General features: G+C 67.6%; 13 protein-coding genes and 2 pseudogenes. 11 read left to right on the forward strand and 4 right to left on the reverse strand.

Going from position 1 to position 15,027, the window contains the following annotated elements; all coding sequences use genetic code 11:
- The first annotated feature begins 1 nt into the window (after window position 1).
- A complete protein-coding gene (locus tag ABZ297_RS07465) occupies window positions 2-412 on the forward strand; it encodes a VOC family protein (RefSeq protein ID WP_355340899.1) in 411 nt (136 codons plus the stop codon).
- 189 nt (window positions 413-601) lie between these two features.
- The gene (locus ABZ297_RS07470; protein WP_355340902.1) at window positions 602-2,980 is read left to right on the forward strand and encodes an excinuclease ABC subunit UvrA; all 2,379 of its coding nucleotides are present in this window, start codon (window positions 602-604) and stop codon (window positions 2,978-2,980) included.
- 245 nt (window positions 2,981-3,225) lie between these two features.
- Here the strand turns inward: ABZ297_RS07470 and ABZ297_RS07475 are convergent, their stop codons facing one another.
- Entirely contained in the window at window positions 3,226-4,611 is a 1,386-nt protein-coding gene (locus ABZ297_RS07475; RefSeq protein WP_355340905.1) for an FAD-binding oxidoreductase, read from the reverse strand.
- Between the two features lie 491 nt (window positions 4,612-5,102).
- Here ABZ297_RS07475 and ABZ297_RS07480 point away from each other — a divergent pair, with 491 nt between their 5' ends.
- Together ABZ297_RS07480 and ABZ297_RS07485 are read left to right on the forward strand one after the other, a co-directional pair.
- Window positions 5,103-5,294, forward strand: a complete 192-nt coding sequence (locus ABZ297_RS07480; RefSeq protein WP_355340908.1) for a hypothetical protein — start codon at window positions 5,103-5,105, stop codon at window positions 5,292-5,294.
- A 64-nt stretch (window positions 5,295-5,358) separates the two neighbouring features.
- A complete protein-coding gene (locus ABZ297_RS07485) occupies window positions 5,359-6,363 on the forward strand; it encodes an alpha/beta hydrolase (RefSeq protein WP_355340911.1) in 1,005 nt (334 codons plus the stop codon).
- A gap of 245 nt (window positions 6,364-6,608) precedes the next feature.
- Here ABZ297_RS07485 and ABZ297_RS07490 read toward each other — a convergent pair whose 3' ends face one another.
- Complete coding sequence (locus ABZ297_RS07490) at window positions 6,609-6,833, reverse strand: hypothetical protein (protein WP_355340914.1); 225 nt, start codon at window positions 6,831-6,833, stop codon at window positions 6,609-6,611.
- Between ABZ297_RS07490 and ABZ297_RS07495 the strand changes: the two genes are divergently transcribed.
- Window positions 6,823-7,959: an acyltransferase gene (locus tag ABZ297_RS07495; RefSeq protein WP_355340917.1), complete on the forward strand. Its 1,137-nt coding sequence runs from the start codon at window positions 6,823-6,825 to the stop codon at window positions 7,957-7,959. The two genes, ABZ297_RS07490 and ABZ297_RS07495, sit on opposite strands and share 11 nt — an antisense overlap.
- Window positions 7,960-8,118: 159 nt before the next feature.
- Window positions 8,119-9,089: pseudogene (locus ABZ297_RS07500) on the forward strand (IS5 family transposase).
- A gap of 31 nt (window positions 9,090-9,120) precedes the next feature.
- Here ABZ297_RS07500 and ABZ297_RS07505 read toward each other — a convergent pair.
- Window positions 9,121-10,224, reverse strand: a complete 1,104-nt coding sequence (locus tag ABZ297_RS07505; protein WP_355340920.1) for a lipase — start codon at window positions 10,222-10,224, stop codon at window positions 9,121-9,123.
- A gap of 256 nt (window positions 10,225-10,480) precedes the next feature.
- Window positions 10,481-10,653, reverse strand: a pseudogene (locus ABZ297_RS07510) (IS5/IS1182 family transposase); the annotation flags it as partial.
- Window positions 10,654-10,872: 219 nt separating this feature from the next.
- Between ABZ297_RS07510 and ABZ297_RS07515 the strand changes: the two are divergent.
- From ABZ297_RS07515 to ABZ297_RS07535, 5 genes are all read left to right on the forward strand, one after another.
- Window positions 10,873-11,211: a helix-turn-helix domain-containing protein gene (locus ABZ297_RS07515; RefSeq protein ID WP_350812127.1), complete on the forward strand. Its 339-nt coding sequence runs from the start codon at window positions 10,873-10,875 to the stop codon at window positions 11,209-11,211.
- 14 nt (window positions 11,212-11,225) lie between these two features.
- The gene (locus ABZ297_RS07520; protein ID WP_355340923.1) at window positions 11,226-11,447 is read left to right on the forward strand and encodes a hypothetical protein; all 222 of its coding nucleotides are present in this window, start codon (window positions 11,226-11,228) and stop codon (window positions 11,445-11,447) included.
- 108 nt (window positions 11,448-11,555) lie between these two features.
- On the forward strand, window positions 11,556-13,730 hold the full coding sequence (locus tag ABZ297_RS07525; protein WP_355340926.1) for an MMPL family transporter: 2,175 nt from the start codon (window positions 11,556-11,558) through the stop codon (window positions 13,728-13,730).
- Between the two features lie 4 nt (window positions 13,731-13,734).
- Window positions 13,735-13,953 (forward strand): hypothetical protein, encoded by a 219-nt coding sequence (locus ABZ297_RS07530; protein ID WP_355340929.1) that lies wholly within the window; start codon window positions 13,735-13,737, stop codon window positions 13,951-13,953.
- A gap of 155 nt (window positions 13,954-14,108) precedes the next feature.
- Window positions 14,109-15,020 (forward strand): ABC transporter ATP-binding protein, encoded by a 912-nt coding sequence (locus ABZ297_RS07535; protein WP_355340932.1) that lies wholly within the window; start codon window positions 14,109-14,111, stop codon window positions 15,018-15,020.
- Window positions 15,021-15,027 lie beyond the last annotated feature (7 nt).

Here is a 15,027-nt window from a genome sequence, read left to right on the forward strand (position 1 = left end):
CATGGATATCACCATTCACGCGAGCTTTCTCCCGCACAACGACCCGGACGCCTCCCTGGCCTTCTACCGCGACACCCTCGGCTTCGAGGTCCGCAAGGACGTCGGATACGGCGGGATGCGCTGGCTCACGGTCGGCCCCGCCGGCCAGCCTGACACGTCCATCGTCCTGCACCCGCCGGCCGCCGACCCCGGCATCACGGAGGACGAGCGCCGCACCATCGCCGAGATGATGGCCAAGGGCACCTATGCCGGCATCCTCCTGGCCACCACCGACCTCGACAGCACCTTCGAGCGGGTGCAGGCCGGCGACACCGAGGTCGTCCAGGAGCCGACCGAGCAGCCGTACGGCATTCGCGACTGCGCCTTCCGCGATCCCGCCGGCAACATGATCCGCATCCAGGAGCTGCGCTGAGCCGCCCCCCGCTCCCGCACTCAGCGTCGTCGCGACTCCGAGTATCGGAATGTCTGGGTGGCCAGTGCCTCGGTGGAAGGTGCGCCCGACGAGGAGAAAACCAGACATAATGCTCGAATCTGGTCAGATCGAGCCGGGCGACGCCGATGGAGACCGCGAAGGCGGCCCCGCTATACAGATGGAGACACGATGAGCAAGGACACGCAGTCGCCTGCGCTGCACGCTGCCGACAGCCACGATCTGATCCGCGTGCACGGCGCGCGCGAGAACAACCTCAAGGACGTCAGCGTCGAGCTCCCCAAGCGCCGGCTCACGGTGTTCACCGGTGTCTCCGGCTCAGGCAAGAGCTCGCTGGTTTTCAACACGATCGCCGCCGAGTCGCAGCGGATGATCAACGAGACCTACAGCACCTTCGTGCAGGGTTTCATGCCGACGCTGGCGCGGCCCGAGGTCGACGTGCTCGAGGGGCTGACGACCGCGATCATCGTCGACCAGCAGCGGATGGGCGCCGACCCCCGCTCCACCGTCGGCACCGCCACCGACGCCAACGCGATGCTGCGCATCCTCTTCAGCCGGCTCGGGCAGCCGCATATCGGCTCTCCTCAGGCGTTCTCCTTCAACGTCGCCTCGATAAGCGGAGCGGGTGCGGTCACGCTGGACCGCGCAGGGAAGACCGTGAAGGAGCGGCGCAGCTTCAGCGTCACCGGCGGCATGTGCCCGCGCTGCGAGGGCAGGGGCTCGATCAACGACATCGACCTGACCCAGCTGTACGACGACACCAAGTCGCTCAACGAGGGTGCGCTCACCATCCCCGGCTACAGCATGGACGGCTGGTACGGCCGGATCTTCACTGGCTGCGGCTTCTTCGACCCGGACAAGCCGATCAAGAAGTTCACCAAGAGAGAGCTCAACGACCTGCTCTACAAGGAGCCGACCAAAATCAAGGTCGACGGCGTCAACCTGACCTACGAGGGCCTGATCCCGAGGATCCGGAAGTCGATGCTGTCCAAGGACGTCGACGCGCTGCAGCCGCACATCCGCGCCTTCGTGGAGCGGACGGTCACCTTCGCCGTCTGCCCCGAGTGCGACGGCACCCGACTCAGCGAGGCGGCCCGGTCGTCGAAGATCAAGGGGATCAGCATCGCCGACGCCTGCGCGATGCAGATCAGCGACCTGGCCGGATGGGTCCGCGACCTCGATGAGCCGTCGGTGGCGCCGCTGCTGGCGACGCTGCGGCGGACCCTCGACTCGTTCGTGGAGATCGGGCTGGGTTACCTCTCGCTGGAGCGGCCGTCGGGCACGCTGTCGGGCGGCGAGGCGCAGCGCGTCAAGATGATCCGCCACCTCGGCTCCTCTCTCACCGACGTCACCTACGTCTTCGACGAGCCCACCATCGGCCTGCACCCCCACGACATCCAGCGGATGAACGGCCTGCTGCTGCAGCTGCGCGACAAGGGAAACACGGTGCTCGTCGTGGAGCACAAGCCGGAGGCGATCGCGATCGCCGACCACGTCGTCGACCTCGGCCCCGGCGCCGGTACGGGGGGCGGCGCCGTCTGCTTCGAGGGCACCGTCGAGGGGCTGCGGGCCAGCGGCACCGTCACCGGCCGCCACCTCGACGACCGGGCCACCCTCAAGGAGAAGGTGCGCAAGCCCACCGGCGTGCTGGAGATCCGCGGCGCGACGGCGAACAACCTGCGCGACGTCGACGTCGACATCCCGCTCGGGGTGCTCACCGTCATCACCGGCGTCGCCGGCTCCGGCAAGAGCTCGCTGGTGCACGGGTCGATCCCCGCCCGTGCGGGCGTGGTGTCGATCGACCAGACCGCCATCCGCGGCTCGCGGCGGAGCAACCCGGCGACCTACACCGGGCTGCTCGACCCGATCCGCAAGGCGTTCGCGAAGGCCAACGGTGTGAAGCCGGCGCTGTTCAGCGCCAACTCCGAGGGCGCCTGCCCCAACTGCAACGGCGCCGGCGTCATCTACACCGATCTGGCGATGATGGCCGGCGTCGCCACCCTCTGCGAGGAGTGCGAGGGCAGGCGGTTCCAGGCCTCGGTGCTGGACTACCACCTCGGCGGCCGCGACATCAGCGAGGTGCTGGCGATGTCGGTGACCGAGGCTGAGGAGTTCTTCGGCGTCGGCGAGGCCCGCACGCCGGCCGCGCACGCCATCCTCGGCCGGCTCGCCGACGTCGGGCTCGGCTACCTCAGCCTCGGCCAGCCGCTCACCACGCTGTCCGGCGGCGAGCGGCAGCGGCTCAAGCTTGCCACTCACATGGCCGACAAGGGCGGCGTGTTCGTCCTGGACGAGCCGACCACCGGCCTCCACCTCGCCGACGTCGAGCAGCTGCTCGGCCTGCTCGACCGGCTCGTCGACGCCGGCAAGTCGGTCATCGTCATCGAGCACCACCAGGCGGTCATGGCGCACGCCGACTGGATCATCGACCTCGGCCCCGGTGCCGGCCACGACGGCGGCCGGATCGTCTTCGAGGGCACACCCGCCGACCTCGTCGCCGCCCGCTCCACCCTCACCGGCGAGCACCTCGCGGCCTACGTCGGCGCCTGACCGAGGCCCTCGACGTAGGCGTCCCGGCGGTGGGCCCGGCCATGCCACCATGGCCGGGAGTCCTCGATGGACGTGACCTCGGCCCTGCGGGCGGCCGGCCCGCGCGGCCACCCGACTGATCAGTTCGGCATGCCGTTCGCCAGGAAGCGGTCTGTGGTCCGTAGTTCGTCCCTGAAGCAGGACGACTCCCCTGAATGGGCCAGGGGAGTCGCAGCGGAGAGGGGCAGCCTAGGGCGGGCAGTACGTCATGAGGCGGGCGGGATGTTCTGGTTCAACCGGAAGAGGTTCGTGGGGTCGTAGACCGCCTTGATCTTCATGAGCCGCTCCCAGGTGGCTCCGGGGTAGGCCGCACGGACACGTGCCTCGCCCTCGTCGCCCAGGAAGTTGACGTACGCACCGTGGTCGCTCTGACGGAGGGCCGCGACGTAGTCGTCGACCCAGGCGTCGTGCACCGGTGCTTCGCCCAGGTCCTCGTAGATGGCGGCCAGGTTGAGCATGATCCTGCTCTGACGGAGGGCGAAGGCGGTGGCGTCGGCGGGCACATCCGCCATGGCACCGCCGAGCACGCGCACCTGCGTGGCGGCCATCGACGCGGTCGACGCCTGGATACGCTCGACGATCGTCTCCGCCGTCGCCCGGTCGATCCTGTCGATGAACATCGTGCGTGAGGAGGCGATGGGACGGAAGTCGTCCTCGTCCGGAGGGAACATGCCGGAGTACGGCATCGGCTGGACCATGTCCGCGAGCGGCGTGGCGATGGCGCGGAAGGGCGCTAGGGCCCGCTCGCCGTCCTCCGCCCCGCCCGCGTAGCACATCATCGCCATGATGATGAGTTGCCCGTGCTGCTCAGGGGGCAGGAACGGCATCGGCGGCGCGGGCATGATGTTGCCGATGGTCGTCAACTCCAGCGGCGCCGCCTCGGACGCCGCAGCGAACGCCTCGATGGTGTCGACCGTCGCGGGCAAGATGAGCATGCCGCCGACGATCGACTCGAGTTCGTGCAGACGGAACTTGAACCGGGTGGCGACCCCGAAATTGCCTCCGCCGCCGCGGATCGCCCAGAACAGGTCCGGGTGGGTGTCGGCGTCGGTGTGCAGGATCTGGCCGTCTGCCGTCACGATCTCGGCGGCCAGCAGGGCGTCGATCGTCAACCCGTACTTGCGGACGAGGAACCCGATGCCGCCGCCGAGGGTGATGCCGCCGACCCCGACGGTGCCGGTGTCGCCGAACCCGGTGACGAAACCATGGGCGCCGACCGCCTCGGTGTACACTCCGGCGCTCATCCCGGCCTGCACCCACGCGGTGCGTCCCTCGACATCGATGTCGATCTCACACATGTCGTTGAGATCGAGCACCAGCCCGCCGTCGCACACGCCGTATCCGGCGTTGCTGTGGCCGCCGCCGCGAACGGCCAGTTCGAGGTCGTGCTCCCGGGCGATCGACACGACCCGGGAGACCTGCGCCGCATCCCGGGGCCGGACGATCGCCGCCGGACGGCGGTCGATTCCGCCCTGGTAGACGGTGCGTGCCGGATCGTAACGCGGATCATCGGGGGTGATGACCTGCTCGCCGAACTCAGAAATCAGTTGGGCGACCGGAACGAGAGTCTGATCGGAGGAAGCAGTTGTCACGAGGCTTTTCCTTATCCATTGGATACGGCACTCACGAGCAGATCCGACGGCGAAAGGCGAGCATGAGCACGTGGCCTGGCCAAATGGCCGCCCTCCGGCACGTCGATGAATTGTCACAGATGATCCACACTATCAACAGTAAGCCCTCGGCCCGCAGCCGCTTCTTCGAAAATACGGAACTGGTGGTGTGATCCGCCTCGTGCTCGCGGTCCTTTCCGTGGCCGTACTCGGCAGGGCGGGCCGACCAGGGCTGGGGAAGCCTGGAAACGGGCGGCACGCCGTGTGAGGTGAGCGAGCCGCCGCGCGTCAAGCCGACCTGAGATCTCCTGGGAACCGCCAGGACGGAGAGTTTCGAATCCGACGGGATGGATCTGGACTTCCGGAAACCAGTATGACGAACGGACCTAAACAAACCTGGAAATCCTTTGGGGTCCACGGATCAGAAGGTCAGGGGTTCGAGTCCGCCCGCCCGGCCATCGTGGAAATGGCCCGTGACCACGCTGGACGCGTCCCTGAAACACGCTGTCTTGCCAGGTGTCAAACGCCGGGCCGCGGTCTGCGAGGCCCGTCTGGCGGTCTTCGAGTGGATCGTCCGCAACACGCGCAGGAAGCATTCCCGCCTGAACCGGCTCGGCCACTCCAATACGAACGGCGGACAGATTAATGTGCTAATCGCTGCATGACAGTCGGTGTCCACATTCCGGGGTGATTCCCCGAGCAATGATCACGGCAAGGAGACCAACGACCATGGCTGATGATTCGCGCCCGACAGTCCGTCTTCCGGCTCGCGACATCGCGGTGCCCGCGTCGGTGAGCCCGGAAGCCCAGGCCGTACTCGCTCGAGGGATGGCGGGGCCGCCCTATCAGTGGCCGTCCGCATCGCTGCCCGCGATCGACGACCTGGACGGCTGGCGGGAGATGATCGCCGCGCAGGAGAAGGCACTGCTGGAGTTGTTCGGCGACGCGTTGCCCGGCGGGGACAACGTCGAGGAGATCGACCTCGGCGGTTTCCCGGTCTACGTGGTCACCCCGGAGGACGTCTCACCCGACGACCGGCGCGTGTATCTCGACATTCACGGCGGTTCCTGGATGCTGAACGGCGGGCAGATGTGCCGGGCCATCGCCGCCGTCACCGCCATTATGGTCGGGGCCCGAGTGTGGTCGGTCGACTACCGGATGCCGCCCGATCATCGCTTCCCCGTGGCGCTCGACGACTGTCTGGCCGCCTACCGGGCCCTGCTGCAAGAGCACCGCCCCGAGGAGATCATCATCGGCGGCGTGTCGTCCGGCGGAAACCTGGCTGCCGCGCTGATCCTGCGGGCTCGTGACGAGGGCCTACCACTTCCGTCCGCGGTGGTGCTGCACACCCCGGCCACCGACCTGACCATGGCAGGCGACACCCACCAGACCAACCTCGGGCTCGACATCGTGCTCACCGCGAGCTTGATGCCTGCTGTCCTGCTCTACGCCGGTGGTCACGACCTGCGTGATGCGTATCTGTCGCCGTTGTTCGGCGACCTGGCCAAGGGCTTCCCGCCCACCATCCTCCTGTCCGGCACCCGCGACCTGCTGCTGTCGGACACCGTCCGCATGCACCGAGCCCTGCGCACCGCGGGCGTACCCGCCGAACTACACGTCTTCGAAGCCGCCGGCCACGGCATGTTCCTCGGGCAAGCTCCCGAAGACGGCGAACACGCCCGAGAGATCCGCCGCTTCGTCGACGAACACTGGGCCGCCGCAAGCCGTTCCTGAACCGCATCACCACCACCCGGGGCGAGCAGGCCAGGGGCCCGCTCGCCCTGTCGTATGTGGAAGTGCGGCGCGCCGCCCGCCGCAGAATCGCGCCGTGCCCATGACGTCGTCGTCCATGGCGTCGTCGTTCGCGCGCGCCGTATGGTCGCCTCCGGCCCGTCCTCGGCGCATCTCCCGCATTGCCGCGATCCTCGGCGGACGGTGAAATTCAGCACGGGGAAAGATGCCGCCCGAGCCGGAGGGCGTCACGGTAAGGGCGTCGAACCGGCGGACGTGATTTCCGGAAGGGCCGAAGAACGCGAGACCGTCGGCTGAACGATTCCGATAACGATCAGAACGAAGGTAAGGAGTCTTCCGATGATCGTAAGGGCCAAAACGTTCAATGAGCCTCCCGGAGCGCCGCCTTCCTTGCCGCAACGGCTGCCGACGCTGACCGCGATGCGCTTCATCGCCGCGGCAATGGTCTTCATCTTCCACGTCACCCTGGCGCAGTTCTTCGCGGAGCGAGGCGCTGAGCAGACCCTCCTGTCCATCTTCACCCAGGCCGGCTGGGCGGGTGTCGGCTTCTTCTTCGTGCTCAGCGGCTTCGTCCTCACCTGGTCGCATCGCCCAGGGCACTCGGCCCGCGGGTTCTGGCGGCGGCGCTTCTTCAAGATCTATCCCAGTCACGTCGTCACACTGGTCGTCGCCTTCGCGCTGCTGACCTGGGTGGCGGGAGTCCAAGTCGACGCCGGGCAGGCACTGCTCAACCTGCTCCTGGTGCAGGCGTGGTTCCCCCAGTTCGAGATCCGGGCCAGCCTCAACGGCGTCGCGTGGTCGCTCTCCTGCGAGATGCTGTTCTACCTCGCGTTCCCCCTGCTGATCCGGCTGATTCGGGCGATCCGGCCCGAGCGGCTGTGGGCATGGGCGGCCGGCGTGGCCGTTGTGATCTTCCTCGTCCCGGTGGCATCGAGCATGCTGCCGCGGGAACCGCTTCCGGGCGCGAACCTCGCGGCCTACGACTTCTGGATCATCTACCAGTTCCCGCCCGTGCGGATGCTGGACTTCGTCCTCGGGATGATTCTGGCGCGGATCGTCATGACCGGGCGCCGGCTGCCGCTGGACCTCGGCGGCTCTGTCGCGCTGGCCATCGCAGCGTACGCGCTCGCGCCGCTGTTCCCGGCGGCCTACACCCTGACGGCCATCATGGTGGTGCCGATGGGCCTCGTCATCGCGGCCGGGGCCGCCGCCCCGCCTCGCCCGCCGACCAGCCTGCCCGCACGCGCCGCGGTCTGGCTCGGCGAGATCTCCTTCGCCTTCTACCTCTGGCACCAGTTGGTGCTGACGTACGGCCAACAGTGGCTGGGCGCGGGCCGAGGCTTGTCGACCCCGGCCGCGCTGGGCGTGGTCGTCCTGCTGCTCGCCGTCACGCTCCTGCTCTCCTGGATGCTGTTCACCCTGGTCGAGCGCCCGATCATGCGGCGGTTCGCCAGGCCGCGGCGCGACCGTCCCGCCGCATCGGCGCAGCCGCCCGCCGTTCCGGCCGGGACCGCCGTCGGTGCCGAAACAGATCGCACTCAAGCCGATGGGGGTTCAACGCGCGACGCCCACCCATGAGCCCCGCTCGACGACCGGACCGGTTGCCGTGCGATGTCTTCCTGGCCAGACCCGCGTGCCGTGCGGTGTTGTGAGCGCGGGCTGATCTAGAGCCTGTACGAAGTTGAGATCAGAAGGATCGCCTGCGGTGCGGTCGGCGATCCTGATAGGCCACCGGGCATGGCGCGTGGAGACCTCACCGACGAGGAATGGTCCTTGATCGAGCCTCACTTGCCGTTGGGTGAGCGAGGCCCGATCCCGAACCTTCGGCAGCAGTTCAACGCGGTGATGTGGCGGTTTCGTACTGGCAGCCCATGGCAGGTCCTGCCGGTCGAGTACGGGCCATGGTCCACCGCCTACGACCGCTTCCGTTCCTGGGCGCTGAACGGCGTCTTCGAGCAGCTGATGCAGGCGATGATCGCCGAGGCCGCGGCTCGTGGGCAGGCTGACCTCGACCTGGTGAGCGTGGACTCCACCACCGCCCGCGCGCACCACCACGCCGCCGGGATGGTCTTGAGGGGCGAGTTGGCCGCGGCGCTGCAAGAGGCCGCCGAGCGAGAAAAGGGGCTATGCGAAAGGGGCAAAGCGCCCGCGACGGCGACCCCGGCGGAGATGGTGACGGCCGACGGCGAATACGCCGCCGGCACCGGTTCCGGCTGAAGGCGGCCGGGCTGGGCCGCTCGCGGGGCGGGCTGACCAGCAAGGTGCACCTGTCGGCTGACCGTCGATGCCGTCCGCTGTCCTTCGTCCTGACTCCCGGCCAGGCCGGAGACAGCCCGCAGTTTCGCGCCGTGCTGGAGCACATCAAGATCCGCCTGCCGATCGGCCGTCCGCGTACCAGGCCGGGCGCGGTTGCCGCTGACAAGGCGTACTCCTCCCGCGGCAACCGCGTCTACCTGCGCCGACGCCAAATCAAGGCGGTCATTCCGGAGAAGGCCGATCAGGCGGCCCACCGCAAGAAGCGCGGCTCTCGCGGCGGACGCCCGGTCAGCCATGATCCCGATCTCTACAAGCAGCGCAACACAGCGGAACGGTGCATCAATCGAATCAAGGAGTGGCGTGGGCTGGCGTTCCGGCTCGACAAGACGCCCGACAGCTATCTGGCAGGCCTGCACCTACGCGGAGCCGTCTTGTGGATCCGAGGCCTCTGACCGGCCTGAAGATCCGAACCTCGTACAGGCTCTAACGGGCGATCACCTGCACCTCGGGAAACCGCGAGGAACGCCTGTCGAGCAGGTCGCCTTTGCGCCGTAGATGCAGATCGAAGAAGGCCATGGTGTAGGCGCGGGTGACGGCCACGGAACGCGCCGCCGACAGTGTCCCGTTTACCGCTCGCAACTGCTCCTTTGACAGGCCGATCACCGGGGCTGCCTGCTCGTACACCAACGGCAGGTCGGTATAGGAATTGTGCTTGACACCTTTGGTCTTCACGTGCAGCCGCCAGCCCTTCAGCCGGGACCAGAAGGCCTTCTGCCCGCGGATGGGCTTGTCGAAGATCTCGGCCTCCATGAGCATGTACGGCTTGGCCAATCCTTTGGCGGCCACCTTGCCGAGGGCGGGTCCGTCCAGGTTCAGAACCGCCTTGACCCGCCGATCCTCCAGCATCGTCGCGGCGGCCGTCGCTCCTCCCGCGGAATGGCCGAACATGCCGACCCTGCTCAGGTCGAACGCGCCACGCAGCCCCTCCGGCAGCTTCCGGCCTTCAGCATCGGGGTTCTGCCCCTTGTTCAACTCCTTGAGCCGGTCCAGCACGAAGCGCGTGTCAGCCACCCGCACCTTGATCTCTTCGGCCTTCTCGTCCAGCCGGCTCACCGGGACTGGCTTCAGGACGCGGCCGGTGACCGTGCCGTTGGGGAACTCCACCTCGCCGGCATCGCCCGGATGATCGATCGTGACCACCATGTAGCCCCAGCTGGCCAGTTCTTCGACGGTGGCGGTGTTCATGGAACGGTCGGCGCCGTTGCCGGGCGAGAACAGTACGACGGGCAGCCCTCGGCCCGCCACACGGGCCCCTTCGCGGCCATGGGTCAAAGGCAGGCTGACAGCCGCAGGCGAGAGGCTGCTGTTGCGATAGAAGGCCTCGGCGGCGCGAGGCGACAGCCAAGGCGCAGCGGGGTGGCCGTCCGGACGACGCGTGGGGTACCACAGGCTGATCATCAGCTCACGCCGGGCATGTGCCTTGATCCACGGGTCGGCCCTGGAGCCGTCACGCAGGTGCAGCGCGACAGTGCCGATCTCGCGTGGACCTGTCGGCTGGGGCAGGGCCACAGTGACGGGCTTTGACATGGCCTGTACGGCGGGCCCGGTGAGCAGAAGGCCGACCGCCACGGCAGAGGCCACGCCCCGTCTGAGCAATGCGCAATTCATAACGGCCACGCTAGGAAGGCTCGCTGTCCAGAAACTCCCCACCGGAGATGATTTTGGCACTCATACGAATGAAGGAAGCACCCGTCCACCCGGAGGGGAGGTCAAGGCCAACTTGAGCTTGACACTGAGGGCACTCCCCGCTAGAGCCTGTACGAGGTTCGGATCTTCAGGCCGGTCAGAGGCCTCGGATCCACAAGACGGCTCCGCGTAGGTGCAGGCCTGCCAGATAGCTGTCGGGCGTCTTGTCGAGCCGGAAGGCCAGCCCACGCCACTCCTTGATTCGATTGATGCACCGTTCCGCTGCTTGTAGAGATCGGGATCATGGCTGACCGGGCGTCCGCCGCGAGACACCGTGCGGGGGGCTTCTTCGCAGTCGGGACGGAGGCCCTGGGCTGCGTCCCACGGGACACGGCCTTGTTTCCGTCCCGCTCCTCCCGGACGATCCCCCAGGTGCGATCGCTGATCGATCACCACACGTCACCAGCAAGGACGCCCCGGCCGACTGGGTAGCTTGGCAAACTCTATTGGGCACCTGCTAAGTTCTGCTTGCATGTATCGGGACGCGTCATGAGCACCCCGGCGCCGACGGGGGACGAGCTGTTGACGGTGATGGCCACGCTGGCCAACCCGCACCGGCTGCGCGTCCTCGCGGCGCTGGCGGGAGAGCGCGACTACGTGAGTCGACTCGCCCGCAAGCTGGGCATCAGCCGGCCTCTCCTGCAGGTACACCTGCGCAAGTTGGAGGCGGCAGGGCTGGTGACGGGCCGGTTGGAGCTTTCGGAGGACGGCAAGGCGATGAAGTTCTACGAGGTGAATCCGTTCGTCATCGAACTCAGTCCGCAGACAATCCAGGACGCTGTGGGCACGCTGTCCGTGCCCGAGGTCGGTACGGAGGGAACGGAATGATGAACGGGCACAGCTTGGCGGAGGTGTTCGGCGCTGTCGGCATCTTCGCCTTCGTCACCACGGTGATCACAGTGATCATCGTGCAGATCGGCGCGACGGTCCGGGCCCGCGCGGCGCTCGCCCGCGAGGACGAATACCGCAAGATCGCTTCGAGCGGCCAGGGGATCGAGCGGCACCTCGGTGAGATCAACGAACGGCTTGCCGCGATCGAGAAGGTTCTCAAGACGGTCGAATAGCTCCGAGAGCATGCCCTGGGCCGCCGAGCTGCAACTCGACGACCCAGGTGAACGAAGAAGTACGCACCCACTCACAGGAACGCTCCTTCAGGGAAAGGACAGCAGTTCATGCTGCCTGAAAGCAAATCGCGCGGCCCGTCGGTGGAACGGATCGCTGGTTGGTCGGTCCGCCATCGGGTGGCCGCGATCATCGGGTGGTTCGCCCTGGTGATCGTTTCGGTGTTCGCCAGCGCCGTCCTGGGCTTGGATTCGGTGCATAGTACCGATCCGGGGGAGTCCGGCCGCGCCGACCGGGTCCTCGATGCTCAGACCGGCTATGTCCCGCTGCAGGAGAACGTCCTGGTCCAGCCGCTCGAGGGCGGCTCGCCCCTCGCCGTGAACTCACAGGTCAGGGCTGCCGTCAAGGATCTGACCGGCAGGTTGCGGCAGGTGCCGGGCGCGGTCGCCAAGCTGCGTTCGCCTCTGGAGCCAGACGGGGCCGACCTGGTCTCCGAGGACGGACGCTCCGGCCTGGTCAATGTGCAGATCGCCGGGCCCGACGAGCAGTTCCGCGATCACTACTCCGCCATTGAGCAGGCGGTCAAGGAGGTGGCGGCTGAGCATCCTGGTGTACGGCTGGCTCAGGCCGGAGACGCGAGCCTGTCGGCTGCGGTGAACGACGGCATCAAGGACGACATGAAACGGGCCGAGTTCATCTCCTTGCCGCTCACGGCGGTGATTCTGCTGGTGGTGTTCGGCTCGCTGATCGCGGTCGGGATTCCGCTGCTGCTGGCGATCACGACTGTGCTTTCCGCGTTCGGCCTGCTCCAGGTGGTCGCGCACTGGGTCCCTGTCAACAGCGCCACCTCCTCCGTCGTGCTACTGATCGGCATCGCCGTCGGCATCGACTACTCGCTGTTCTACCTGCGCCGAGAACGGGAGGAACGGGCCGCCGGACGTAGCGTGACAGAAGCACTCAAGATCACCGCACGGACCTCCGGGCACGTGGTGGTCATCTCCGGCCTCACGGTGATGCTGTGCCTGACCGGTCTTCTGTTCACCGGGCTGGACAACTTCCGGGGGCTGACGGCGGGAACGATCCTGGTCGTCGGTCTCGCCATGATCGGCTCGGTGACGGTGCTGCCCGCTCTTCTGGCCCTGCTCGGCGATCGCGTCGACAAGGCTCGCCTTCCGTGGCTCGGCCGCCGCCGTACCGCGGTCAGTGAGTCCCGTTTCTGGACAGCCGTGGCGCGCGCAGTCGTACGGCGTCCGCGGCTGTGGGGCGGACTGGCCGCGCTGGTCCTGATCGTCCTGACTCTGCCGGCGTTCGCGATGCGGCTCCAGGACGCGGCGGTCACAGACAGCCTGCCCCGAGAGGTGCCGGTCGTGGACGCCGCGATCCGCATGCAGGAGGCGTTCCCCGGCAGTCCGCTGCCCGCGTGGGTGGTCATGTGGGAGACGCGGCCCGGTGCACTGGACGCGCCCGGCGTGCGGCAGGCGGTGCAGAAGCTGGACCCGATCTCCACCGTGCGGGTCGACGGGATCATGGTCGCTCGCGTCCCGCTGGCCGACTTCGGCACGGGCGAGGCGGCCAACCGATCCCTGGAGGAACTGCGCGCCGTCAAGGCCCCGGCCGCGCTCGGCACAGTGGAGGGCCTGGACTACGCGGTGGCGGGCAAGACCGCGTTCGCCTACGACTTCACCGAGCAGATCACCGAACGAACGCCGCTGGTGATCGGATTCGTGCTCGTGCTCGCGCTCGTCCTGCTGACTGTCTCGTTCCGGTCCCCGGCGGTGGCTCTGGTGTCGATTCTGCTCAACCTGCTGTCGCTCGGCGCCGCGTACGGCGTGCTGACCTGGGTGTTCCAGGACGGTCACCTGAGCGGAGTGCTCGGCTTCACCCCCTACGGCGGAGTGATCGGCTGGTTGCCGCTGTTCATGTTCGTGATCCTGTTCGGGCTGAGCATGGATTACCACATCTTCATCCTCAGCAGGATCCGGGAGCGCCAAGCTGCCGGCGCCTCGGTGCGCCAGGCCGTCGTCACCGGGATCGGTGCCAGCTCCGGCGTCGTCTCCAGCGCCGCCGTCATCATGACCGCCGCGTTCAGCGTCTTCGTCGTGCTGTCGGCGATCGAGTACAAGATGATGGGTGTCGGGCTGTCGGTCGCCATCCTGATCGACGCGACCCTCGTCCGGGGCGTGTTGTTGCCTGCCGTGATCACTCTGCTCGGCGAGCGGTCCGGCGCCGCTCTGGCACCCCGTAACCGCCGCGCCGGTGCTGTAGGGACGGATCAGATGATCTGATTCTATGCAGGTGGTCGCGGCGATCACCGTGGCTGAGCTGCTCGTCGGCGTGGAGACGGCCGATGCGGCCCGACAGCCCGATCGGCAGGCCTTCGTGGATGAGGTCCTCGCGTTGATCCCCGTTGAGGAGTACACGACTGACGTCGCCAGGGTCCACATCCACATCGGCCTTGAAGGATCATGCCCACGGTCGTTCCACAGCACCACCGAAGGCGGCGGGTAACGGTGTAACGGCGCGGCCGATTCGAAGCCGGGCAAGCACGGCGCAGCCCCTCGGCGGCATCAACCGATCGGTGGATTTTCGGGTCAGCAGCATGTGCGGACGAGTATGGCCGGCAGATCGATTCGCCCCGGGAGCTGGTGAAAGATGCTTGAGTCATGGCAGTCATCGAAGTCACAGACCTCCGCAAGAGGTACGCCGACCTGACCGTTCTGGACGGGGTGTCGCTCTCCGTGGAGGAGGGCGAGATCTTCGGCATCCTCGGGCCGAACGGCACCGGCAAGACCACCACCGTGGAGTGCGTGGAGGGGCTGAGGCGGCCCGACGGTGGGTCGATCAAGGTGCTCGGCCTCGACCCGGTCAAGGACGGGCGCAGGCTGCGCGAGCAGATCGGTGTGCAGCTCCAGCACACGCAGCTGCCGGAGAACATCAAGGTGTGGGAGGCGCTCGACCTGTACGCCTCCTTCTATGCCAACCCGCGCGCCTGGCGTGAGCTGCTGGAGGAGTGGGGGCTGGCGGACAAGCGCAACGCCCGTTTCGGGAAGCTGTCCGGTGGCCAGAAGCAGCGGCTGTTCATCGCGTTGGCGCTGGTGGGCAATCCGCGGGTGGCGTTTCTCGACGAGCTGACCACGGGGCTCGACCCGCAGGCTCGCCGTACCACCTGGGAGCTGATCAAGCGGGTCCGGGCGAGCGGCGTGACGGTGGTGCTGGTCAGCCACTTCATGGACGAGGTGGAGGAGCTCTGCGACCGTGTCGCCGTCTTCGACCACGGCAGGGTCGTCGCGCTCGACACTCCGGCCGGGCTGGTCGACGGGATCGACGCCGAACACCAGATGCGGTTCACGCTGATGGCAGGGGACATGGTCGAGCTGGGTGGGCTGCCCGGGGTGACCGGCGTGACCAGGACGGGGAACCGGGTGGTCGTCACAGGCAGGGGTGATTTCGCCACGGTGGTCACCGCCGAGCTCGCCCGCCACCACGTCCTGGTCAGCGACCTGCGCATCGACAAGCGCACCCTCGACGACGCGTTCGTCGCTCTGACCGGCCGTTCGTTCGACTCGACCCACTGACGGAGAA

Origin of the sequence: Nonomuraea sp. NPDC005983 (assembly GCF_040614375.1) — a bacterium.
Taxonomy (GTDB): Bacteria; Actinomycetota; Actinomycetes; order Streptosporangiales; family Streptosporangiaceae; genus Nonomuraea.